Source organism: Candidatus Competibacteraceae bacterium, assembly GCA_016713505.1.
Lineage (GTDB): Bacteria > Pseudomonadota > Gammaproteobacteria > Competibacterales > Competibacteraceae > Competibacter_A.
Genome location: JADJPA010000001.1, coordinates 775,146 through 797,100 on the forward strand (window position 1 = coordinate 775,146; position 21,955 = coordinate 797,100).

General features: G+C 61.0%; 19 protein-coding genes and 1 tRNA gene. 11 read left to right on the forward strand and 9 right to left on the reverse strand.

Going from position 1 to position 21,955, the window contains the following annotated elements:
- Positions 1 to 124 precede the first annotated feature (124 nt).
- Positions 125 to 2,536 carry an EAL domain-containing protein gene (locus IPK09_03530; GenBank protein ID MBK7982686.1) on the forward strand — a complete coding sequence of 804 codons (2,412 nt, stop codon included), beginning with the start codon at positions 125 to 127 and terminating at the stop codon, positions 2,534 to 2,536.
- A 3-nt stretch (positions 2,537 to 2,539) separates the two neighbouring features.
- Here IPK09_03530 and IPK09_03535 read toward each other — a convergent pair whose 3' ends face one another.
- Positions 2,540 to 3,436, reverse strand: a complete 897-nt coding sequence (locus IPK09_03535) for an NAD-dependent epimerase/dehydratase family protein (protein ID MBK7982687.1) — start codon at positions 3,434 to 3,436, stop codon at positions 2,540 to 2,542.
- A 54-nt stretch (positions 3,437 to 3,490) separates the two neighbouring features.
- Between IPK09_03535 and mutY the strand changes: the two genes are divergently transcribed.
- The 3 genes from mutY to IPK09_03550 all read left to right on the forward strand — a co-directional run bounded on the left by mutY (position 3,491) and on the right by IPK09_03550 (position 4,975).
- Positions 3,491 to 4,555 carry an A/G-specific adenine glycosylase gene (gene mutY, locus IPK09_03540; protein ID MBK7982688.1) on the forward strand — a complete coding sequence of 355 codons (1,065 nt, stop codon included), beginning with the start codon at positions 3,491 to 3,493 and terminating at the stop codon, positions 4,553 to 4,555.
- A 10-nt stretch (positions 4,556 to 4,565) separates the two neighbouring features.
- The gene (locus tag IPK09_03545) at positions 4,566 to 4,838 is read left to right on the forward strand and encodes an oxidative damage protection protein (GenBank protein ID MBK7982689.1); all 273 of its coding nucleotides are present in this window, start codon (positions 4,566 to 4,568) and stop codon (positions 4,836 to 4,838) included.
- Positions 4,839 to 4,899: 61 nt separating this feature from the next.
- Positions 4,900 to 4,975, forward strand: a tRNA-Phe gene (locus tag IPK09_03550).
- 111 nt (positions 4,976 to 5,086) lie between these two features.
- Here IPK09_03550 and IPK09_03555 read toward each other — a convergent pair.
- A complete protein-coding gene (locus tag IPK09_03555) occupies positions 5,087 to 5,476 on the reverse strand; it encodes a hypothetical protein (GenBank protein ID MBK7982690.1) in 390 nt (129 codons plus the stop codon).
- Positions 5,477 to 5,717: 241 nt separating this feature from the next.
- On the opposite strand from IPK09_03555, the gene IPK09_03560 reads away from it, so the two are divergent.
- Complete coding sequence (locus tag IPK09_03560; GenBank protein ID MBK7982691.1) at positions 5,718 to 6,482, forward strand: YkgJ family cysteine cluster protein; 765 nt, start codon at positions 5,718 to 5,720, stop codon at positions 6,480 to 6,482.
- Between the two features lie 8 nt (positions 6,483 to 6,490).
- Here IPK09_03560 and IPK09_03565 read toward each other — a convergent pair whose 3' ends face one another.
- From IPK09_03565 to IPK09_03580, 4 genes are all read right to left on the reverse strand, one after another.
- On the reverse strand, positions 6,491 to 7,462 hold the full coding sequence (locus IPK09_03565; GenBank protein ID MBK7982692.1) for an endonuclease/exonuclease/phosphatase family protein: 972 nt from the start codon (positions 7,460 to 7,462) through the stop codon (positions 6,491 to 6,493).
- 71 nt (positions 7,463 to 7,533) lie between these two features.
- Positions 7,534 to 8,907, reverse strand: coding sequence for a hypothetical protein (locus tag IPK09_03570; protein MBK7982693.1), 1,374 nt, complete (start codon positions 8,905 to 8,907; stop codon positions 7,534 to 7,536).
- Positions 8,908 to 8,913: 6 nt separating this feature from the next.
- Complete coding sequence (locus IPK09_03575; GenBank protein MBK7982694.1) at positions 8,914 to 9,597, reverse strand: response regulator transcription factor; 684 nt, start codon at positions 9,595 to 9,597, stop codon at positions 8,914 to 8,916.
- A gap of 29 nt (positions 9,598 to 9,626) precedes the next feature.
- A complete protein-coding gene (locus IPK09_03580) occupies positions 9,627 to 9,962 on the reverse strand; it encodes a hypothetical protein (protein MBK7982695.1) in 336 nt (111 codons plus the stop codon).
- A gap of 257 nt (positions 9,963 to 10,219) precedes the next feature.
- Here IPK09_03580 and IPK09_03585 point away from each other — a divergent pair, with 257 nt between their 5' ends.
- Complete coding sequence (locus IPK09_03585; protein ID MBK7982696.1) at positions 10,220 to 11,032, forward strand: hypothetical protein; 813 nt, start codon at positions 10,220 to 10,222, stop codon at positions 11,030 to 11,032.
- A gap of 109 nt (positions 11,033 to 11,141) precedes the next feature.
- Here the strand turns inward: IPK09_03585 and IPK09_03590 are convergent, their stop codons facing one another.
- Positions 11,142 to 12,677, reverse strand: coding sequence for a type VI secretion system contractile sheath large subunit (locus tag IPK09_03590; protein MBK7982697.1), 1,536 nt, complete (start codon positions 12,675 to 12,677; stop codon positions 11,142 to 11,144).
- 163 nt (positions 12,678 to 12,840) lie between these two features.
- Here IPK09_03590 and IPK09_03595 point away from each other — a divergent pair, with 163 nt between their 5' ends.
- The 3 genes from IPK09_03595 to IPK09_03605 all read left to right on the forward strand — a co-directional run bounded on the left by IPK09_03595 (position 12,841) and on the right by IPK09_03605 (position 16,385).
- A complete protein-coding gene (locus tag IPK09_03595) occupies positions 12,841 to 15,042 on the forward strand; it encodes a type VI secretion system tip protein VgrG (protein MBK7982698.1) in 2,202 nt (733 codons plus the stop codon).
- A gap of 3 nt (positions 15,043 to 15,045) precedes the next feature.
- Positions 15,046 to 15,579 carry a DUF4123 domain-containing protein gene (locus IPK09_03600; protein MBK7982699.1) on the forward strand — a complete coding sequence of 178 codons (534 nt, stop codon included), beginning with the start codon at positions 15,046 to 15,048 and terminating at the stop codon, positions 15,577 to 15,579.
- 161 nt (positions 15,580 to 15,740) lie between these two features.
- Positions 15,741 to 16,385: a hypothetical protein gene (locus IPK09_03605; protein ID MBK7982700.1), complete on the forward strand. Its 645-nt coding sequence runs from the start codon at positions 15,741 to 15,743 to the stop codon at positions 16,383 to 16,385.
- Positions 16,386 to 17,281: 896 nt separating this feature from the next.
- On the opposite strand, the gene IPK09_03610 is transcribed toward IPK09_03605, so the two are convergent.
- Together IPK09_03610 and IPK09_03615 are read right to left on the reverse strand one after the other, a co-directional pair.
- Positions 17,282 to 18,517 (reverse strand): pyridoxal-dependent decarboxylase, exosortase A system-associated, encoded by a 1,236-nt coding sequence (locus IPK09_03610; GenBank protein ID MBK7982701.1) that lies wholly within the window; start codon positions 18,515 to 18,517, stop codon positions 17,282 to 17,284.
- Positions 18,514 to 20,103 carry an acyl-CoA ligase (AMP-forming), exosortase A system-associated gene (locus IPK09_03615; protein ID MBK7982702.1) on the reverse strand — a complete coding sequence of 530 codons (1,590 nt, stop codon included), beginning with the start codon at positions 20,101 to 20,103 and terminating at the stop codon, positions 18,514 to 18,516. Before IPK09_03615 ends, IPK09_03610 begins: the two co-directional genes overlap by 4 nt.
- 129 nt (positions 20,104 to 20,232) lie before the next feature.
- On the opposite strand from IPK09_03615, the gene IPK09_03620 reads away from it, so the two are divergent.
- Both IPK09_03620 and IPK09_03625 read left to right on the forward strand, forming a co-directional pair.
- The gene (locus IPK09_03620; GenBank protein MBK7982703.1) at positions 20,233 to 20,481 is read left to right on the forward strand and encodes a glutaredoxin family protein; all 249 of its coding nucleotides are present in this window, start codon (positions 20,233 to 20,235) and stop codon (positions 20,479 to 20,481) included.
- Positions 20,482 to 20,604: 123 nt separating this feature from the next.
- A complete protein-coding gene (locus IPK09_03625) occupies positions 20,605 to 21,948 on the forward strand; it encodes an outer membrane protein transport protein (GenBank protein MBK7982704.1) in 1,344 nt (447 codons plus the stop codon).
- The last annotated feature ends 7 nt before the right edge of the window (positions 21,949 to 21,955 follow it).

Genomic DNA, 21,955 nt, shown 5'->3' on the forward strand with positions numbered 1-21,955 from the left:
GTTATATAAAATAAGTGAGTAAAACCGTCTTGCGGGGTTGAGAGGTTTAAGTCGTCTGGGCGTGGCCAAGGCTGCTGAACGCGAGATTCTGGACGTGCTGGCTGACAAATTTAGGAGATAAATCGTGAATCAGGCTGACAGCCAGAATGGCCAACACGCCATGTTGGTCAATCACCTCAAACTGATCGATGATCTATGGCAGAAGCTGTTCTACGTCAAGTGGAATGCGAAATCCTTCGCGATGATGGGGCGTCTGTCGCAAGACATGGTGCAGTTCGCGCAAAACCAAAATAACGGTCAGCTTCTCAAACTCGTCACGCAGTTGGAGCATCACGTCCGAAGTTGTCTGGCGGCTGGCGGCGTGCCGCAGGAAACAGACCGACAACGGCTGACGGCGCTCATCGATGCCTTGCACCACGGCTTGGTCACCGAAAAGAGCATGGCCTTGAGCGAGGAGCCGCGAACTCGCCCCCGGCTAGCGCCGTTGCCGGAAATATTTTTGATCACGCCCGATGAACGAACGCCGTTGCTGGCCAAGCTGGAGGATGTCGGCTATCGGGTGCGGCTCATCGCCGATCTGAATCAGGCCGAAGAACGGCTGCACGAACGGATGCCCGGAGCCATTCTGCTCGATATGGATTTCCCGGAAGGTCCGGAAAAGGCGCTGTGGCTGATCGCCGGCTTGCGCGCTCAGATCAACTTGCGGGCGCCGGTCTTGATCCTCACCGAGCGCAACGACATGACCGCGCGCCTGGATGCGGTGCGGATCGGCAGCGCCGCCTATTTCACCAAGCCGGTCGATGCGGATGATTTGCTGGGCGTGCTGGGCGAACTTTTGCTGCCCCAAACCGCGCAGGATTATTACCGGGTCTTGATCGTCAACGACCGGCCGACCGAAGCCTGGGAAATGGCGGGCGCGTTCGAGGAGCAAGGCATCACGCCCCTGGTGGTGATCCAGCCGTTGCAGGTGCTTCAGGACATTCACCGCTTTCGGCCGGATTTGTTGTTGATCGACCTGGACATCAAGGAAATCAACGGCGCGGAGCTGACCCATATGATTGCCCAGCATCGGGAATGCGACATCTTGCCGATGGTTTTGCTGTGTTTTCAGGCCGATATGGCGCATTACCTGACGAATTTGAACGTGGCTGGCGCCACCTTGATGATCAAGCCGGTGCCGACCAGTTATCTGTCCTGGGAGGTCAAGCAGCGGCTGCGCCGGTCGCGTTCGATGCGGGTCAAGCTCAACATGCTGACCGATAACGATGTGGTCAGCGGATTTTTCAATCGCCGGCGGTTTTTGATGCTGTTGGAACAATCGCTGGAAACCATGGGTTTGCGCATCCAATCCCTGGCGGTGCTGTTTATCATGCTGGACAATCTGCGTTCCATCCGCGATACCGCCGGCGTGGCGACGGCCGACGAAGTGATCGGCCAGGCCGCAAGCCGGCTGCGACAGGTGTTGGCGCCCGACCAGCAGGCGTCCCGGTTCAGCGACGCCATTTTTACCATCATGATTCCAGATGTGGCCGGCGAGTCGTTGATCAAGCTGACTCGGCGCATCCGCGATGTGTTGGAAACCGGTTTTTACAAGGTCGGCGAACAGGCGTTACTGTTGCGGGTCAACGTCGGCATCGCGGTGGCGATCGACCGCAGCCAGGATCATCTCATGCTGATCCAGCGGGCCGACTCGGCGTGCGGCATGGCGCGCGAGGGCAAGAGCGACCGCATTTTCGTCCACGAAAACATGTTGGCCGTGAAGCGCGATCAGGAAGCATCGTTGCGAACGCGGATGTTGGAGCAGGTCCAGGATATCTACGATCACGAACGCCTTTGGCTGGTGTTTCAACCCATCGCCAGCATGCGCGGCGACGCCGTGGAGCGCTACGAGGTACTGCTGCGGCTGCGCGACAACCAGGGTCAGGAAATCGTGCCGGGCAGCGTGTTCGGGGTGGTCCACAACCATCAGCTCGGCTTGAAACTGGATCGCTGGGTCATCGAACACGCCATCGCGATGCTGCGGCAGCGCAAAGCGCCGATCACGCTGTTCATCAAGGTGTTGCCGGTGACTTTGCAAGACCGGACGCTGAGCGGCTGGCTGCGCGAGCGGCTGGAACAGGCCGATGTGGAGGCCGAGCGCATCGTGTTTGAGGTGGCCGAGGCCACCGCCGAACGCAGCTTGCGCGACATGTTCGGATTTCTCGGCGGCATCAAGTTGTTGGGTTGCGGATTTTGTCTGGATCGCTTCGGTCGCGGTTCCGATTCCGTGGGGCTGTTGAAGAATCTGGGCGCCGATTATGTCAAGTTGGACATGTACTTCGTCAACGGGTTGACCAAGGATCCCGGCAAACAGGAAGTGCTGAAGGAGCTCGTGGAGAATCTTGAAGCGTTGGGCGCGGCGACCATCCTCGGCGGCGTGGAGGATGTGAAGACCTTGCCGATTCTTTGGTCGTTGGGCGTCGATCTGATACAGGGCTTTTTCTTGCAGCATCCGTATCGCGAGATGAGCTACGATTTCTCCAGCGCGGCGTTTTAGGCTTCATACCCTCTGGTTATTGTCCGAGTCGGCGCGCAGCAGAGTTCCGTAACCCTCACGATAGCTCGGATAGCGGAAGCGGAAGCCGCTGGCTCGCAAGCGCGTGTTGCGGCAGCGTTTGCTGGCGCGCAGGCGCGCGGCGGCATCGCGACCCCCGGCACCGGGTTTCAAGGGAGACTCGGGAGCCGGCGGTGGTTCCGCTACACCGAGCTGGTGCGCCAACCAACCCAACACCTCATCCAACGGCGCCGGTTCGTCATCCACGGCGACGTATAACGGGTCCGCGTCCGTCAAACTGAGAAGGTGCTCCAGCACTCGGGCGCAGTCGTCGCGGTGAATGCGGTTGGTGTAGAGCGGAGGGCCGGCCGGTCGAATGGCGGTGCCCTCGCGCACGCTGTCGATCAGCCGGGTGCGGCCGGGACCGTAGATGCCCCCGAAGCGCACGGCGACCGCCGGCCAGGGGCTGCTCCACAGCAGTTCTTCGCCGGCGCGGATGCACCGCCCGCTAAAGCCGTCAGCCTCGGCCGGTGAGCCTTCGTCCACCGATTCGCCTCGGTGTTGCGCGTAGACCGACGTGCTGGAGCAAAACAACAGCCGTCGCGGTTGCTGGTTGCCTTTCTGTAGAGCGTGCAGCAAATTGCGAACTCCAGCGACGTAAGCCGCTTGGTACTGAGCTTCGCTGAAGCCAGCGGCGGCGGCGCTGTAAACGATGTAATCCAGGTTTGACGGCAATCGGCTCAGGGTGGCAGGATCGCCGAGATCGGCCGCCAGCGGTTGGATGCCGGGCGGCAGATCGGCGGGTTGGCGCTTCAAGCCCCAAACCTGATGTCCGGCCGCGTGCAGGTTCTTTCCCAAAACGGTCCCGACATCGCCGCAGCCGGCGATCAGAGTACGTGCCATGCTCGAAACCCTCATCAAACTGGATCGGTGCGCTAGAGCGGCGGAAGGTGACCGATGACTCCGCTGGAGTTCGCCCGGCGCGTGCTAGCCTGGTTCGACGCGCACGGTCGCAAGGCGCTTCCCTGGAAAGAGAATCCCACGCCCTACCGGGTCTGGGTGTCGGAAATCATGCTCCAGCAGACTCAGGTCGCCACGGTGATGCCCTATTATCGGCGCTTTATGGCGCGATTTCCCGATATTCGCACGCTGGCCGACGCGTCCTTGGATGAAGTGCTAGGCCTGTGGTCGGGGTTGGGTTACTACGCGCGCGGCCGTCACCTGCATCAAGCCGCGCGAATTATGCGGGATCAATACGGGGGCGAGATGCCCTCGGATATCGCCCAAGTGCAAGCGCTACCGGGCATCGGCCGTTCGACGGCGGGCGCGATTCTGGCCCTTGCCGGCGGCCAGCGCCAGCCGGTTCTGGATGGCAACGTCAAGCGCGTGCTGGCTCGGTTCGCGGCGGTGGACGGCTGGACGGGCCAAACGCGGGTTGCGGCGCGGTTGTGGGAATTGGCGGAGCGCTACACACCCATCGAGCGGGTGGCGGATTACACGCAGGCGATGATGGACCTCGGCGCTTTGATCTGTACGGCGCGCCGGCCGCTGTGCGGCGCCTGCCCGCTCGCGGAGGGCTGCCTGGCGCACAGCCAGGAGCGGGAAACTGCTTTTCCGAATCCGAAACCGCGTCGGGAGTTGCCGGTTCGCGCGACCCGGATGCTGTTGTTGCGCTCGGCCGACCGGGACGTGCTGCTGGAACGCCGGCCGCCGGCGGGCATCTGGGGTGGGCTGTGGAGTTTTCCCGAGTGTCCGCCCGAGGTCGAGATCGCGGACTGGTGCCGGCGGCGGCTGGGTTTGCAGGTGGCAATCGGGCGGTCGTGGACGGTGTTGCGGCATACCTTCAGCCATTTTCATCTCGACATCACCCCGGTGCCGGCGCTGGTGACCGACGCCGCCGGGGCCGTCATGGCGGGGGATCGCTTTGTCTGGTATAACAGTCAGGATTGCGAACGGCTTGGCATGGCGGCCCCGGTGAAAACCTTGCTGGCGGCGCTGACCGGTGACTTATTGAACGATTAGGACTCTACTGATGGCTCGATTGGTGAACTGTATCAAGCTCGGCGTCGAGGCCGAGGGCTTGGACCGGCCGCCTTACCCCGGCGAACTGGGCAAACGCATTTTCGAGAACGTGTCGAAGCAAGCGTGGCAACAGTGGTTGCGGCAACAGACCATGCTGATCAACGAATATCGGTTGACGCCGTTCGAACCCAAATCCCGTCAGTTTCTGGAAGATCAGATGACGCAGTTCTTTTTCGGAACGGGGGTCGCGCCGCCGGAGGGTTATGTTCCGCCCAAGGGCTGAGCGCGCTTGACGGAACCCGCGCGAGTTGTTTAAATGCGCGTCTTTCGCGCCACGCGATTCCGGCCAGGTAGCTCAGTTGGTAGAGCAGCGGACTGAAAATCCGCGTGTCGATGGTTCGATTCCGTCCCTGGCCACCACTTCATCAAGCAAGGGCTTGGATTGCTCCAAGCCCTTTTTTTGTCGGTTGTGCGGACGGTGATCGGCGAGTGCTGGAAATCGTCGAGCGCGTGGAAAGTTGACCGCCGACTTCAGTTGTAGCGATAGCCGTAGTCGCCCCGCCAAGCATCATGGTCGTGGCGATTGCGTCGGGCGTATTCGTAGGCGCGGTGAAGCTCGTGGCGGTGCTGCTCGATCTGGTCATCCAAACGATCCAAACGGCCTCGTTCGAACCGTACCGTGGGCCAGTCTCTCCTGAGGCGCGCTTGGTTGTAAGTCCATTCCACGTGGCGCCGCTCCGCCATCTCTTGATGCAGTTTCTCCCGTAGGTACTGGATGCTCTCAAAGCGGTCGTGGCTTCTTGACCACCGCCGATCGGCGGGGGTTCCCCAATCATCGTCAGCGCTGCCATAGGCAAAGGCGGGTGCCGCCAATAAGGTGCTCAGTAGAGCGGCCGCGCTCAAAAGAAAGGTCTTTTTCATCACGTCTATCCTCCAGGCGTTGGAAAGTCAAACAGGCGGGTGATGTCGAATGATGATCGATCCCCGTCGTGAGGCCATTTTTACGGTAACGCGGCTGAAAAAAGGCTTAACGAGCTTCTTGAGCGAACAGGTTGCTCCCTGGGAAACTCGGTTAAAGACCAGAGCAATTCTGCAAGCACTCCGGGATAAGTTGGCGCGAGCCGTGCACGATAATGCGCTATTGCCACCAGGAGAAACCGCGATGCCTTCCGAAATCGAAAATTCCAGCCAGTGGGTCAATGCAGCCGCTGAATTGGTGATTGCCGGAAAAAAGCTGAAGGTGGAAATGCCCGTGCCGGCCGGGCCGGTTCGGCTGGGCGACATGCTGTCTTTTTTCCGCTATCTGACCGACTCGTTCGTCGCCTTGGCCGAGGACAACGCGCGGGCGGATGGAACCGTTGTCTCTTGCAAGAAAGGCTGTGGCGCGTGTTGTCGGCAACTGGTGCCGGTCGCCGAAGTCGAAGCCCGCCATCTTGAGGAACTGATCGAGCGACTGCCCGAAGCTCGAAGGTCGGAAATACGGAATCGGTTCGAGCGCGCCCGCGAGCGTTTGCAAGCGGCGGGCCTGTTGGATGTCTTGCTCGAACCGGGCCAGATCGGTGAAGAAGCCATCGTACCGCTCGGCTTGGCTTATTTCGGTTTGGGAATCGCCTGCCCCTTTCTGGAGGATGAATCCTGCTCGATTCATGCCGAGCGACCCCTGGCTTGTCGTGAGTACCTGGTTGTTTCGCCCGCCGAACATTGCGCCAGTCCTAGCGCCGAATCGATCAAACCCGTGAAGTTGGTGGTGCATACCGCCAAGGCGCTCAGAGCGATGAATGCGGCCTGGAGCAGCCACGGCGTCCGTTGGTTGCCGTTGATTCTGAGCGTGAAGCGGGCGGAGGCCCACGCCGATACAACGCCGTTGCGTCCGGGAGTCGAGTGGGTGCGAGAGGCGTTCGCCCGCGTGACAGGCCGGCCGGTATGACCGGGCGCTTATGTTGGGTCGGCAAAGGCGGGGAGCAGCGCCAAGACCGGATCATGATCGCTGGCCGGTTCCGGTCCGTGGGGCGCGCTATCGCTGTTGGGGTGAGGGATGCGCGCTACCGCGCCGCCGCGCAGGGCCGGACTGACTAGAATATGGTCCAGCGCCTGCGGTTGGCCGCCGTGACGGCGGGTGTAACACTGCCCGCGCGGCCGGTCGTCCAGCAGATTGTGAAACCGTTCGCCCTTGAGCAACTTGAGCGTCTTGGAGCCCGGTACGTCGTTGAGATCGCCCAGGATGACGATAGCGGCTTGAGGGTCGCAAGCCAGTAGATCGGCGGCGAACTGCTGGACGATCTCGGCTTGGACGTGACGCTGCTTTTTGGCATAGTCCTCTTCGCGGCGGTTGAGCGCGCGCATGGACTTGAAATGGCAAGCGATCACGAACAAACGTCGCCCGGCGATCTCGAACTCCGCCGCCAACGCCTTGCGGCTGGGTGCCCAATGGCAGCGGCTGTCGCCCGCAAAGGCGGGGTGGGCGGGTGCGATGCGGCCAGGATTGAGCGTCAGACTGGGGCCGTCGCTGCTGAAACGAATGCCGTTGCTAGCCTCCGGACCAGCGTTGCCCCGGTCGGAGAAACGTACTCGCGCCGGATCGAACAGCAGCCCGACGCGGATGTTGGCGCCGGCCATGCCGCCGTCGCGGTCGGCCAACGGGGGAATTTCCCGGTACGCATAGCCCGGTCCACCGGCGTCGGTCACCGCCTCAATCAGCGCCTGATAGGTGGCATCGGCTGGAACCGGCGCTCCTGCTGGGCCGGCGCTTTCTTGCATGATTTCCTGAAGGGCCAAAATGGCCGGTCCGGCCAATTCGTGGGCGATCAGAGCACCCAGGCGTTGGCGGCGGGTTGGCGGGGCGGTCGCACTCAGATTGCAGAGGTTGAAAGTAGCGATGGACAGCATGGTGGTTTCTCGTGACGGCATCCATCAAGAGTATCGCGAAACCGCGCGCTTCGCTGCCGCGCCGTGCGCGGCGCGGCTGAATCCGCCCCGGCTCAGCCGCCGTTGGCCTGGAAGCGCAGGCGCGCTTGCACCAATGCGCCCCCGAGCGCGCCACGACTGATGTCCAGCCGGCCGTAGTAGACCTCTTCCACCAAATCCCGCACCACGGCCAAGCCGATGCCTTGACCGGCGACCGTGGGATCGGCGCGCTGGCCGCGGCCGAGCAGCAGCGGCGCTTGGTCGGCGGCGATGCCGGGTCCGTCGTCTTCGACCTCCACCACCAGTTCCGTTCGACCGTCGCGATCGACGGGATAAGCGCGCAACATCACCTGTCGCCGGCACCACTTGCAGGCGTTGTCCGCCAGATTGCCGATAATCTCCAGCAAATCGCCTTCGTCGCCGTAAAACATGGTCGACGCCGCCACCTCGCTGCTCAAGCGCAGCGAACGGCTGGCATAAACTTTGGCCAGCGAATCCTGAATCTTACGGGCGATGGGCGCGACTGGCAGCGGGGCGCTGAGCGCGATCCGACCCGAAGCGGCGGCGCGCTGCAATTGATAATCCACCGTGCGATTCATCCGCTCCACCTGTTCGCCCAAGGTCTGTTGCAGCTCATCGAGAGCAACCCGGTTTTCCAGGGTGCCGCGCAGGACGGCCAACGGCGTTTTCAAGCTGTGGGCCAAATCGGCCAAGGCGTTGCGGTAGCGCTCCAGCCGAGCGTGACTCTGCCGGAGCAGCGCGTTCAGATTGGCGGTGAGCGGCAGCAGCTCGTCAGGATAGCCACCGCTCAATTCGGCCCGCTGGCCGGTCTCGATATCCTTGACTTCGGTGGCCACCCGCCGCAGCGGCTTCAAGCTCCAGCGCAAGATCAAGCCTTGCACCGCCAACAGCACGCCGGTGGCGGCCAGCAGCCAACCCCACAAGCCTTGGCGGAAGCTCCAAAGCTGGTCGAGATATTCACCCTGGGTTTCAGCCACTCGAAAGGTGTAAGTCTGGTATTGGTTGGGGTTAATTTCCCAGTTGACCGTAAAGGCCAAGATGAACAAGGGTGAACCGTCGGTTGCTTCCAGCAGCGCGAATTGCGTTTCGCCGGCGTTGCGCACCGCCGGGAAGAACGGCAGCGCCTGTCCGAGCAGCGAGGGCGAACGCCAGATCAAATTGCCCTGGCTGTCCATCACATCCGCGTACAGACCGGAATCCGGGGTGGAAAAGCGGGCTTCGGTCAAGGTTTGGGGCAACGTGAGGCGCTTGAAGGCGTCCAGCTCGGCCGCGCCCAGCAACATGTGGACTTGCGCTTGCAGGCGGTTCTGAACGGAGGTCAGCGCGGTGTCGCGGAACGCGCCATCCAGGGTCAGTCCGGTCAGACCGAGGAAGGCGGCCAGCACCACGCTGGCGGCGACGAGCAGCCGGCCCCGGAGAGAATGCATCGACGCTCAGCCAGCGGAACGTTCCAACCGGAAGCGATAACCGCGACCCCGCAAGGTTTCGATGGGGTTGAGCGTGCGCTCGGGGTCCAGTTTGCGGCGCAGCCGACCGACCAGCACCTCCAGCACGTTGCTGTCGCGGTCTTCGTCTTCCTGATACAGGTGTTCAGTCAGCTCGGTCTTGGAAATGACCGTGCCGGCGTGCAGCATCAGATACTCCAGCAACTTGTACTCGTAAGCGGTCAATTCGACCGGTTGGCCGACCAAAGTGACCTGCTGGGCGCCGGTGTCCAGGGCGATCGGCCCGCAGGACAGCACCGCCTGAGTCCAGCCGCCGGTGCGCCGGATCAAGGCGCGCAGCCGCGCCAGCAATTCTTCCATGTAGAAGGGCTTGACCAGATAATCGTCAGCGCCCGCTTCCAGCCCTTCGACCTTATCTTGCCAGCGCCCGCGCGCGGTCAGGATCAGGATCGGAAAGCGCCGCCCCGCCGCCCGCCATTGCCGGATGACGTCGATGCCCGACACATCCGGTAGTCCCAAGTCCACCACGGCGGCGTCCAACGGATATTCCTGACCCAGATACAGGCCGCCGCGGCCGTCCGAGGCCGTATCGACCGCATAGCCCTGCTCGCGCAGTTGGGCGGTCACCCGCTCCAGCAAAGGTGCTTCGTCTTCGATGATCAGGATGCGCATAAGGGTTGTCCGCGCCGGCGTTGGATCGCTCAATCCCGCATTCGGCCGCTGTCGGAATCGTAGTGAAAATTGCGGACCCGTCCGTCGGGTTGCAGGATGCGGACCCGGTAACCCGGCCGGCCGTCGCGATCCAAGCCTTGCACGCCCAGCACCCGACCGCCGGTGGCCTCGCGCGCGGCGTTGGCGGCGCGGTCTGGATCGGCGAACTGGCGAGGAGGCGGGCGAAATTCCCGACCGCGCGGCGGTTCGCCGTAATCACCACCCCGATTGCGCCAAAACCCTTGCGCCTGCACGCCGCTGGCGACCAGCAAGCCGGCCAGCGCCAGCAACGCCAGACCTCGTGATCGCTGAACCTTGTCGGACATGGTGGAAGGCTTCCAGGTAAAAGCGATGGATGGAATGAGCTTATAGCGTAGCGAGTTAAGGATGAATCAGCACTGAACCATCAACCGGTTGCTTCGGTGGCTCGATAAGGTGTAAACCGAACTCTATTCAGTATGGATTCAGCCGGCCGCTTCTAGGCTGAGTCACACTGACCAACGATATAGAAAGTAACGCCCCAAGAAAAGAATTGATCGAGCACATGAGAGTGAATTCCATGAAAAGATGGCAAGCAGGATGGATGGCGCTGCTGGTCGCGCTGGCCCCGATCACGGTTTCGGCGCAGCGCTCGGCGGTCGATGGTGTGGAGGTCGAAGTGATCGGTGATCATGGCGGTGCCCTTGCGGAATATCCGCTGCGGCGCGATGAGCGGCCGGGTGTTTATAAGGCGTACCTGGAGGCCAAACGCGGCCAGAAGTATTCGATCCGGCTGCGCAATCGCACGGACCGGCGCATCGGCGTGGTGGTCGCGGTGGACGGCCGCAACATCGTGTCCGGCGCGCGTTCCGAACTCCAGCCGGACGAGCGGATGTACGTGCTCGGGCCTTATCAGCAGGAAACCTACGAGGGCTGGCGGACCGGCAAGAACCGGATCAACCGCTTCTATTTCACCGACGCCGGCGATTCCTATGCGGGTTCGTGGGGCGACTATTCCGCCATGGGAGTGATCGCGGTGGCGGCGTTTCGGGAGGTCGCGCCGCGCTGGGAGCGCGAAGGCGACCGCTACGGCACCCAACGCGGCTCCGCGCCGCCAACGGCCGAATCAGCCCCTTCCGCCGGCGCCGCCCGCAAGAGCCCGGAACCGGGTACCGGCTACGGCGAAACCGAATGGTCTCCGTCCAGGCAGGTGGAATTCACCCCCGAGCGGCGGCCGTTTTCCCAGTTTTTCATCAAGTATGCGTGGCGTGACACCCTGTGCCGTCAGGGGGTGATCGACTGCGCCCAGACCGATCGCCGGCCGCCCCGCAACCGCTTCTGGGACGAGCGGGATGATCGCTTCGCCCCGCCGCCCCCTCGCCGCGAGCGTTACGACGACCGAGAGCAGTGGCGGTAGCGCGCCGTAAAGAGCGATAGGGTTCGCGCTGAAAATCGCCCTCCCAAGCGTCGGGAGGGCGATTCACTGGAATTAGCGCCCGCTTCCGGTCTTCCCGGCAAATTCCCGCTCATGAAACAACCTGCCAAGGTCCCGCCAGAGACGCCGGCGGATCGGCCAGCGACTGAAATCTAAGCAACCGTACCACGCTGCGCTGGCGGTGGCCCGCCAGCGGCATGAGGCCGCGCGCCAGTAGGGCGTGCAGCGCCCGCTCGCCCAACAAGATTTCGGTGGCGGGTTGCAGCACCCGCTCCCCCGAATCCTCATAAGCGTGGCCGGGCAGGTCATCGAGTTCAGTCATGGCACCGAGCCCTTCCTGCCAGCCGCTTTCGCCGAATTCCGCCGCGATCAATCGCGCGCAGATAAAGGCTGGGTTGCCCCAAAGATAAGCGGCGGGATCGTGCCCCGCCGGCATTTCTTCGAAAGGAAATGATTCGATGGGATCGGTTTTTGAGCCGTAAGGCAGCCGCAGGAGGACGCGCGGCAACACCAGACCCAGCCAGGGCGCCACCGCGCTCGTCCTCAGCCGGTTCCAATGCCGCTGATGGTCTTCTGGCAGTGCTGGCCACGAGGTGGGATCGGCCAACGCCGCCGGCGATGAAGCGCCCAGCGTTTCCGGCAAAGCAGCCGCCAGAAAGGGACCGCCGGCACGGGCGGCCAAAGTTCCCAAAGCGCCCAGCAAAGCCACGTCCTCGGCCGTGGCGCCGAACTGGTAATCGCCGATCAATAACGACCAGAGCGGTCCGTCGTCCATGCCGGCGCCACGCTCCTCCAGCAAGGCGCGTAGCTGAGTCGCTGGTGGCTCTCCAGCCGCCGCGCCCGAGTCATCCAACAACTCCTGGCGGGTGACATCTAACAGCTCGATGCAAATTTCCGTGCTGTCCACAGCCATGACGAAGTCGTGTACGCTCCGCCACGCCGCCTCTAGGGCTTGAAACGCGGGATGATGCAGGATCGCGCGAAGTTGTTCGCCGGTTGCGGTATCCACCGCGGCCACCCAGCTCTTTTGCTGGGGATTGATGTTCACGATGTGCGGTCGGACGACGGCTTGCAGCAAGCCGGCGAGCGCGTCGCTGCTCGGAGCGGTAAACCGTGCCGGCGCAGGGCTGGCCGGCCGGCCCAACAAACGTTCGAGCAGAGCGGGGTCGTGCTCTTCAGCAGCAGGGCTGGCTTCGGATCGGGCGGATGCTGGGGCGGAACCCAAATTCAGCTCGGCCGCGGCCCGCGCGAAGCTGGCCGGATCGAGCAGGCGTGCGCGGGTGCGCCGTAAGACTTGGAAAAGTTCCAGGCGCTGATAGAGCGCGTCAGGGTGAAAATCGTCGATACTTGCAAAACTGATCGCGACGGTGGCGCCGCTGGTTTCGCCAGCGAGCGGCAGACGCAATGCGGGCGCCAGCCGCGCCATGACGGCATCGAGCGTATCGGCGTCTACCCGCACCAGCGATCGGCTGGCGCGTTCGCTGGGCGCCGAGGGCGATGGGTCTCGGTGAGCGCGCCCGCTGAAATCCGCCATGATCAGGATGCGCGCGGGTGCGTCCGGGTTCTGGCGACGCGGAGCCGAAACCGATTTCGGGAGGGCGAACTGGAATTCCATGCGACCTGGCATGAGGCTGGACCTCCGGGCGTGATGGGGATCCTAAAAGTCTAGCGCATCAAAGACTCGCCGCGCGAAGACTCCGGTCGACGGGCGGGCTGGCTCTTTTTTTGCAAAGCGTACTGCTAGACTCAACGTCAGTTGCGGGCGACAACGGGATACGGAGTTCGGAATCATGGCCACCACTCAAAAATATCGAATGATCGCGGTCAACAGCGTTCTCGGCGAGGACGTACTGTTGTTCGGGCGCATGACTTTTACGGAGCAGCTCGGGCAGTTGTTTGCAGGACATCTGGAGCTGTTCAGCGAAAAAACCGATATCAAGCTGGCGGACGTGCTCGGCACCAACATGACGGTTCGGCTCGCGCTGCCCTACCAGCAGGGAACCCGGTATTTCAACGGCTTTGTGACCCGCTTCAGTTATGAAGGCACGCGCGGCCTGCGCTACGGCGTCTATCGGGCCGAATTGAACTCCTGGTTGTGGTTTCTGACCCGCACCTCGGATTGTCGGATTTTTCAGAATAAAACGGTGCCCGATATCATCAAGGAGGTCTTCCGGGGGCATGGGTTCACGGATTTCAAGGACAAGCTGAGCGGCAGCTACCGACAATGGGAATACTGCGTCCAATACCGCGAAACGGATTTCAATTTCGTCAGCCGCCTGATGCAGCAGGAAGGTATCTACTATTATTTCGAGCATGAAAACGGCAAGAATTCTTTGGTGTTAGCCGACGGCGTCGGCTCCCACGGCGGCTTTCCCAAATATGAATCAGTGCCGTTTTTCCCGCCCGATGCTCACGATCGCCGCGAGCGGGACGCGCTGTCGGAATGGTTGATCGACCAAAGCGTCCAGCCCGGCGCTTATTTTTTAAACGACTACGACTTTACCGCACCACGCAAATCGCTGCGCGCGGTGTTGAACCAGCCCAAGGCTCACGCGCAATCCGGTTTTGAAATGTATGACTATCCGGGTGAGTACACGGAGTTGGGAGACGGCAACAGCTATTCCAAGATTCGCCTGGAAGAGCTGTTGGCCCAGCAGGAAGTCGCGCGGGGGCGCGGCAATGCCGCCGGTTTGGCGGCGGGTTATCTGTTCAGCCTCAGCAATTGCCCGCGCGACGACCAAAACCGTAAGTATTTGATCGTTTCGGCCACCCATCACTTGGAGTCGGATGAATACGAATCCTTTTCTGGCTACGGCATTTCCGGCAAGCCGTACCAGGGCGAAATTACCGCTATCGACGCCCAGCAGCAGTATCGGGCGCCGAGGATCACGCCCAAGCCGGTGGTGCAGGGACCACAAACCGCGGTGGTGGTCGGCCCGGCGGGCGAGGAGATTTATACGGACCAATATGGCCGGGTCAAATGTCAGTTTCATTGGGACCGCTACGGCAAGGCCGACGAGAACAGTTCCTGCTGGATTCGGGTCGCCCAAGGCTGGGCCGGCAAGAAATGGGGCACGGTGTATCTGCCGCGCATCGGCCATGAGGTCATCGTGGAGTTTTTGGAAGGCGACCCCGATCAACCGATCATCACCGGCCGGGTTTACAACGGCATCAACATGCCACCCTACGCGCTGCCCGATAACAAAACGCTGTCCACCCTCAAAAGCCTATCCAGCAAGGGCGGCGGCGGCTTCAATGAATTTCGGTTCGAGGACAAGAAGGGCGAGGAGCAGATTTTTCTCCATGCCGAGCGCAATGAAGACATTCGGGTCAAAAAGGACGCCTTGGAGTGGATCGGCGAAGAACGGCATCTGATCGTCAAGAAGAAACAGTTCGAGCAGGTCGAGGGCGAGAAGCATCTGATCGTGAAGTCGGGCGCGGGTGGCAAGGGCGACCAGTTCGAGCAAGTGGCGGGCGAGAAGCACCAGGAGGTCAAACAAGATTGGAACCAGAAGGTCGGAGGTAGTTTGTCGCTCAAGGTGGGCATGGACAGGCAGGAAAAGGTCGGCCTGAGGCACGCCTTGGATGCGGGCATGGAAATCCACCTCAAGGCGGGCATGAAAGTGGTGATCGAGGCGGGGGTGCAATTGACGCTCAAGGCCGGGGCCAGTTTCGTCGATATCAGTCCGGCCGGCGTGGTCATCAGCGGCGCGCCGTTGGTGCTGATCAACAGCGGCGGCGCGGCGGGGTCCGGTTCGGGAAGTTCGCCGACCGCGCCGACCGCGCCGACCGCGCCCAAGGAAGCGGCAAACGACCAGCCCGGTCAGATCACCGACACGCAGGCCGCGCCCTTGCAAAAGAAAAGTCAGTCCTTGGACTCTGTCAGCGTCAGCGATTTACAAACGCCGCAGGCGAAAGCGCTGGCCGCCGCCGCCAAAAACGGCACGCCGTTTTGTGAGATTTGCGAGGCGGCGAAGCGGGGTGGGGCTTGAGCCATGGCTGTGACCGCGCCGCAGATTCTCAGACAGCAGCTTTTCGCAATTCCCGACACCACGGTCTACGCTGTTCTCGACGGTGCTTCGGTTCCCGAGTTGCCGCAAACCCTGGAACGCTTCGAGGTCGAAGCGGAATGCTTGTTCCGGGGTGAACAGAACCTCGAAATGGCGCAAGTCGCGCCGTATTTGGTGCGGTTGCCCCCGGATGCGGCGTTTACCGAATGGTTGTTGCGCGAGGGTTGGGGCAAGCATTGGGGTATTTTTATCCTCAGTAAAGCCGATTTACGGGAATTGCGAATGCACTTGCGCACCTTTCTCAAGGTCTACGGGCCGGATTTGAAGCCGCTGTATTTTCGCTATTACGACCCCCGCGTGTTGCGGGTTTATCTGCCGACTTGCAACGCGCGGGAGCTGCAAACGGTGTTCGGCCCGGTGCTGCGCTATCTGGTCGAGGACGAAAAGCCGACGGGGTTGTGGACATTCTGGCCCGAAGGCGAACAAATTCGCAGCGAGCGGACGCTGTTGGGCGCATGACGTGCGGCTTGGCTGTTTTAGGGATATAAACCATGCTAACGATTCGAGAATCCCAGAGAAAAACCTTCGAGGAGCGGGCGCAACAAGCATTTGAAGATGAAATGGTCGCGCATCTTGCGGAATTCTCGCCGCCGCTGTTCAAGACGCTCGGCGAGGCGCAAATGCGGGTCGCGGTTCGGTTCGGCGTGGATCGAGCGGCCGCGCACGACTTTAGTTTTCGAGGGCCGGTTCGACTTTATCTTGAGATGATGTTGTTGTTTGGCAGCCACTTTGAAACCGATCCGCAGTATCCGTGGGCGGCGGAGATGTTGAAGAATCGAGATGTGGAGCAGATGGAGCGCGCGGAGTCGCTCTACGAAAAGATCATGGATTATCGGGAAAAAGTGATTGGTCCTGACGATATTTATGCGCTTAAGGCTCTCCGGAATGTCTCGATGTTGGCCCAACAGCCGTTGTTAATTCCTTCCGAGGAATTTGTGGCTTACATGCGCCAGGAAATCGCCCGCGTCTACCCGCAAAAAGCGGCTTATGTGGGGCAAGAAGGAATTGACGCCTTGATTCGTAAAGGCATGGACGGCGCGCGGCGGCAGCGTTTTTCGACTACTCGCGCAGCCACTTTAATTGTCGTACTGATGCTGGCATTCGGTCATGGCTGCGGGGCCGATCCGCTTTATCCTTGGATCAATAGAACGCTTAAGGATGAATTGATCGATAATCCAGAAGTGCGGGCCAAACGGCTGGAAAAAAAGGCGCTAACTTGGCTTGAGCATGTGTTGACTTACTTTGAAAAGGAGACGCCGAAGTGAGTGGACGGAAAAATCCCACCAATCCAAACGCGGGAAACGGTTCTGCTCCCACAGCCTCTACGACAGTTCCATGTTCCCCGAGCCGCCCTCCGACAACCGCTGAATTGCAAAACAACCCAACCGTCAGACAAGCGCTCGAACAGGCATGGAACGACTCGCAGCCGAATGATCCCACCCAGAGACATGAGGAGGGCGGTTGGATCTATCAAAATACGACGACAGGAGAAATTACGACGCGGCGCGCGCCACGAGGCCAGCAAGCAAGCATAAATGTTAACAGTCCTCCTCAAGTTCCCGGATCGGTACCAGTAGGAACATTTCATACACATCCCAATCCCAGCTCAGAAGGATGGGATCCAGGTCCCAGCGGGGCCGATACTCGAAATGCAAACCGCAGAGGCGTACCGACGTTGATTCGATCGGACGATGGCGTTCATACGACAGGTCCCGATAGTCGGCGCGGTGGGTTGGGTGGTGGTTCGGGCTTCCCGCCATGAAACTTTTAAAAATAACGACGATGGTGCTATGTTTGTCAGCGTGTCATCTTTGAAATTGCGCCCAAGAGTATCAAGCAATGGCAACAACACTCGACATAACGAATCTCGGTCAGCCCAATATCTCTCGTGAAAAGGCTTTACAAATCGCTCGTGGGGACGCGGAGAAAGTTTACCGAGATCTCTCCGAGTATCGGATAGATAGCAAACTTGAACAGGATGGCTGGCACATCGATTTCGAACTTAAAGATCCCGACCTCGACGGAGGGGGTCCACATTACTTGATCGATCCGCTAAACGGTCGGATTGTATCGAAGAGATACGAGCAGTAGCGCATGGAAAGCCGATCGGTAATTAGCGAGCATTTTGAATGTTGTTTTATGCGGAAAGCACCCGATCACCTCAAACAATTACCTCTCCACAACCCGGATGACTGAGAAACGCTATTGGGCTCGCACTCAGCCCATAAGCCCCCGACTGAAAAACCACGATGAAATCGCCGACCTCGGCTTTCGGTAATTCCATCCGGTCGGCGAGAATATCCAACGGCGTGCACAGCGGACCCACGACATTCACGATTTCCTTTTCGCTCTCGATCATCCGATTACCCACCGTCACCGGATAGTTCTTGCGCACCACTTGCCCGAAATTACCGGACGCCGCTAAATGGTGGTGCAGGCCGCCGTTGGTGATCAAAAAAACCTGGCCGCGCGAGATTTTGCGATCTACGACCTCGGCGACGTAAACGCCTGCTTCGCCCACCAAATAGCGGCCCAATTCCAATATCACCCGCGCCTCCGGTAGCTGCTTCCTTACAATCGGCAGCCAGCGTTCCAGATTGGCGGCGATGGGTTCTAAATCCAACGGCGTATCGCCGGGAAAATAGGGAATGCCAAAGCCGCCGCCGATGTTGAGCAGGCGAATCGGCCCCGGTGCGTCGGTCGCCAACCGCAGCGCCAATTCAAAGGTGCGATTCTGCGCCTCGACGATGGCGGTGGCGCGCAGATTTTGCGAACCGCTGAAGATGTGAAAACCCTGAAACGCTAAACCCAATTCGCCGATCCGGCCCAGCAATGCGGGAACCTGTTCGGCGTCCACCCCAAAAGGTTTCGGCCCGCCGCCCATTTTCATCCCGGCGGTTTTCAACTCGAAATCCGGATTGACCCGTACCGCCACCCGCGCCGGCCGGCGCTGTTCCTGACTCAACCGAGCGACCCTTTCGGTCTCGTTGCAGGATTCCAGATTGAGGGTGATGCCGGCGGCGATGGCGGCGGCCAGCTCGACCGGTCGCTTGCCGGGTCCGGCGAAACTGATCCGGCCGGGATCCATGCCGGTATCCAGCGCCACCTTCAACTCGCCGAGCGAGGCCACGTCCAAACCATCGACTAGCCCGGCCATGTGCTGGACCACCGCCGGCATCGGATTGGCCTTGATCGCATAATGCAGCTCGACGGCGGGCGGCAGCGTACGGCGCAACAGCGCCACTCGCTCGTTTAACAGCCGCCGGTCGTAGGCGTAAAACGGGGTCTGGCCGACCCGCGCCGCCAGTTGCGTCAGCGGAATGCCTCCCACGCTCAGGCAGCCGTCGATCACCGGAAATTGCGCCATCGGCGGATGAACCGGGCGCTCGTTGTTCATGAGGTCGTTTCCGAGAACAGATCGCGCAATTCGCCGGCCAGCATTTTGCGGTCGATCTTGCCGTTGGCGTTACGCGGCAGGTCGGTCTGGCGGATTACGACTTGCAGCGGGACCATGAAGTTGGGTAGGCGATCTTTGCAGTGATTGATCAATTCATGTTCAGTGCACGTTGCCCGCAACGGCTTGACCGCGGCGACCACCGCTTGTCCCAATGCGGGATGAGTGACGCCTAACGCGGCTGCTTCGGCGACGAGGCCACTGTCGTACAGAACTTCTTCGATTTCGGTCGGACTGACTCGATAACCGGAGGTTTTGATCATGTCATCCTTGCGGCCGATGAAGTACAAAAAGCCTTCTTGATCGATTCGAACGGTGTCGCCCGACCATACCGCCATCTCCACCAAAGGTAGCGCCGGATTTTGGCCGGGCAACGGACGAAAGCGTTCGGCGGTCTTATCGGGATCGTTCCAGTAGCCTTGCGCGACCAGCGAGCCGCGATGGACCAACTCGCCGGGTTCGCCCGGCGCGCACGGCGAGCCATCTGCGCGCACCACCAGGATTTCGGCGTTGGGAATCGCCTTGCCGATGGAATCCGGCCGGTGATCGATTTCCTCAGGCGGCAGATAAGTGGAGCGAAACGCCTCGGTCAGACCGTACATCAAATAGGGCGTGGTCTCGGGCAAGCGCCGGCGCAACGCATTCAGGGTGGCGCGTGGCATCGCGCCGCCCGAATTGGTGAAGTAGCGCAGGCTCTCGACCGCCGCCGCCGGCCAATCCAGCCGCGCCAGTTGCACCCACATCGGCGGCACCGCCGCCAGACCGGTGATCCCGTCGCGCGCGACGGCGGTGATGACATCGCGCGGCAACAGATAATCCATCAGCACCGCGCGCGCGCCGACCACGAAAGCCGTGGTCAGTTGGCTCAAGCCGTAATCGAAGCTGAACGGTAGAATGGCTAACAGTCGGTCGTCAGCCCGGTTGTCGAGATAGCGGGTGACGCTGTAAGCCCCGCTCAGCATGTTCCGGTGCGACAGCACCACGCCCTTGGGCTTGCCGGTGCTGCCGGAGGTATAAAGAATGGCCGCCATATCGAGGTCGATGACCCGCGCGGGCTTTAGGTCGGAGCCGGCGGCCAGCAGCGTTTGCCAGCGTAGGCGTTGCAGCGCTTGCCGTGCCGGGGGATCGATCGGTTCATCCACCAACACCAGCGCCCGCAGGTCGGGGCAAGCGGCGGGATCGAGGTTCAAGCGATCCGCCCGACCGCGCGCCGTGATCAGAATTCTGACGTTGCAATCCCGCAGGATATGCATGACTTGTTCGGGTTTCAGCAGCGGGTTGACCGGCACGAACACCGCGCCCGCCGCAGCGGCGGCAAACAGCGCCACGACGGTCTCGAACTGTTTGGGCAAATAAACGGCGACCCGTTCCGACCGTTTCAGGCCCAGATCGAGCAACCCGCAAGCCGCTGCTTGCACCTGTTGCGCCAGGCCGGCATAGTCGAGAACGGCTTGACGGTGGGCGATGGCGACGGCTTCGGGGCGGCGGCTTGCCCGTTCGAAAATCAGTTCGTGCAGCAGCGTGGCCATGGTGGAGTTCCAGCGCGTTTTCTATTTTTATCGACCCTATCAATCATAGGTCCTTCCAAAGGCTTGGAGTAGGGCGTAGCTTCCGATTTCAGTCCGTATCAGGAAATTGATCGACGAGCCAGCACACGCATGAACTTAGGGGCTTGCAAAATTAAAATCGTGCTTTTTTCGACGGTCGGCTGTCATCTGTGCGAGCGGGCGGAAGCGTTGCTTCGCCGGCACGCCGATATCGCGCTCAAACTCGTGGAAATTGTCGACGATCCGGTATTGCTGGAACGTTATGGCGTTCGCATTCCCGTGGCGCTGCACGCGGGAACCGGCCGGGAATTGGACTGGCCGTTTGACGCCACCGCATTGCAGCGCTGGTTGGACGGTTAAACGTGTTGGGGTCATGGGGTCTTGCATTGCATGAACGCCGATCCGATACCATAATCAAATCAGCACTCGAATGAACATCTTACCGCCAAATCCTGAATCCCACGACACAGCGAGGACCGACCCATGCCAGAGCAGCTACCGCGCGGTTATCTTCCGATTCTCGGCTTTGCCGGGTTATTGGCCTTGACCGGGCCGGCTCACGCTTCGGGCTTGCAAATCACCGAGCAGAGCGTGACTGGGCTGGGCCGCGCTTTCGCGGGCGGCAGCCTGCCGAACGATGACGTTTCCGGTGCTTACTACAATCCTGCCGATATGATGCTCGGCAAAGGCACTCAGGCGCAGGCTGGCATAACCTTTATCGGCATCAGCATGGAAACGGAAAATTCCGGTTCGAGCGTCCGGCTGCCGGGCAACTTGGGCGCGGTCCTCACCCAGCCGGGCACCGTGCCGGTGTTTGTGACTGTGCCGTCCGCGGGACGCAACGACGACGGCGGCACCGATAAACTGGTGCCCAACGGTTATTACGCCATGGATATCAATGACCGGATGCGGTTTGGCCTCGGCATCACCGCGCCCTTTGCGGTCAGCACCAGCTACGGCAGAAACTGGATCGGACGCTACCACGCGGTCAATTCAGATCTGCTGACGGTCGACGTCAATCCCTCCATCGCCTATCGCATCAACGAGAGCTTCTCCATCGGGGCGGGGGTCAGCGCCCAGTATGCCGAAGCGAAGCTCAGCCAAGCGCTGTTCAATCCGCTGAGCGCTTTCACCAAGGATGGCTATGCGGCTGTCAAGGCCGACGGCTGGGCGTTTGGTTACAATTTAGGCGCCCTGTATGAATACGATGCCAACACCCGGTTCAGCCTCAGCTATCGGTCGCGCATCAAGCATTCGGTCGACGGCGATCGAACCATTTCCGACTACATTCCGAGCCGCAACGGCACGGTGTCCGCCAAGGCGGATGTAACCTTGCCAGACTGGGTGGGGCTGGCGGCTTACCGGCGGCTCGACGACCGCTGGGCGGTGATGGGTGGGGTGCGCTGGACCAACTGGAGCGTGTTCGACAAGCTGGAAATCGATTTTGGCGACGGCTCGAAAAGTGTCACGCCGGAGCATTGGAAGGATAGCTGGTCGTTCGGGATCGCCGTCAGTTACGACTACAATCCAGATTGGACTTTCCGGACGGGTTACGTCCACGATCAAACCCCGGTTCCCTCCACGGAATTTCGCACCCCGCGCATTCCCGACAACGACCGCAACGCTTTTGCGCTCGGCTTCACCTATCATCCCAACCCGCAGCTCGCCGTCGACTTTGGCTATATGTACATCAAGTTCGCCGACGGCGGCACCGAAAACACCATCAATCTGATTCCCGCGCCCGCCGGACTGATTACCGATACGCTGCGGATCGACTACAGCGGTACGGGCAATTTGATCGGCTTGCAGGCCAGCTACCGATTTTGAGTCGTCC

Excerpts from the sequence above, each read along its gene's own strand:
- IPK09_03535 (MBK7982687.1), bottom strand. The coding sequence starts at position 3,436 with ATGGCACGTACTCTGATCGCCGGCTGCGGCGATGTCGGGACCGTTTTG.
- mutY (MBK7982688.1), top strand. The coding sequence starts at position 3,491 with ATGACTCCGCTGGAGTTCGCCCGGCGCGTGCTAGCCTGGTTCGACGCG.
- IPK09_03545 (MBK7982689.1), top strand. The coding sequence starts at position 4,566 with ATGGCTCGATTGGTGAACTGTATCAAGCTCGGCGTCGAGGCCGAGGGC.
- IPK09_03555 (MBK7982690.1), bottom strand. The coding sequence starts at position 5,476 with ATGAAAAAGACCTTTCTTTTGAGCGCGGCCGCTCTACTGAGCACCTTA.
- IPK09_03560 (MBK7982691.1), top strand. The coding sequence starts at position 5,718 with ATGCCTTCCGAAATCGAAAATTCCAGCCAGTGGGTCAATGCAGCCGCT.
- IPK09_03565 (MBK7982692.1), bottom strand. The coding sequence starts at position 7,462 with ATGCCGTCACGAGAAACCACCATGCTGTCCATCGCTACTTTCAACCTC.
- IPK09_03570 (MBK7982693.1), bottom strand. The coding sequence starts at position 8,907 with ATGCATTCTCTCCGGGGCCGGCTGCTCGTCGCCGCCAGCGTGGTGCTG.
- IPK09_03575 (MBK7982694.1), bottom strand. The coding sequence starts at position 9,597 with ATGCGCATCCTGATCATCGAAGACGAAGCACCTTTGCTGGAGCGGGTG.
- IPK09_03580 (MBK7982695.1), bottom strand. The coding sequence starts at position 9,962 with ATGTCCGACAAGGTTCAGCGATCACGAGGTCTGGCGTTGCTGGCGCTG.
- IPK09_03585 (MBK7982696.1), top strand. The coding sequence starts at position 10,220 with ATGGCGCTGCTGGTCGCGCTGGCCCCGATCACGGTTTCGGCGCAGCGC.
- IPK09_03590 (MBK7982697.1), bottom strand. The coding sequence starts at position 12,677 with ATGCCAGGTCGCATGGAATTCCAGTTCGCCCTCCCGAAATCGGTTTCG.
- IPK09_03595 (MBK7982698.1), top strand. The coding sequence starts at position 12,841 with ATGGCCACCACTCAAAAATATCGAATGATCGCGGTCAACAGCGTTCTC.
- IPK09_03600 (MBK7982699.1), top strand. The coding sequence starts at position 15,046 with ATGGCTGTGACCGCGCCGCAGATTCTCAGACAGCAGCTTTTCGCAATT.
- IPK09_03605 (MBK7982700.1), top strand. The coding sequence starts at position 15,741 with ATGCGGGTCGCGGTTCGGTTCGGCGTGGATCGAGCGGCCGCGCACGAC.
- IPK09_03610 (MBK7982701.1), bottom strand. The coding sequence starts at position 18,517 with ATGAACAACGAGCGCCCGGTTCATCCGCCGATGGCGCAATTTCCGGTG.
- IPK09_03615 (MBK7982702.1), bottom strand. The coding sequence starts at position 20,103 with ATGGCCACGCTGCTGCACGAACTGATTTTCGAACGGGCAAGCCGCCGC.
- IPK09_03620 (MBK7982703.1), top strand. The coding sequence starts at position 20,233 with ATGAACTTAGGGGCTTGCAAAATTAAAATCGTGCTTTTTTCGACGGTC.
- IPK09_03625 (MBK7982704.1), top strand. The coding sequence starts at position 20,605 with ATGCCAGAGCAGCTACCGCGCGGTTATCTTCCGATTCTCGGCTTTGCC.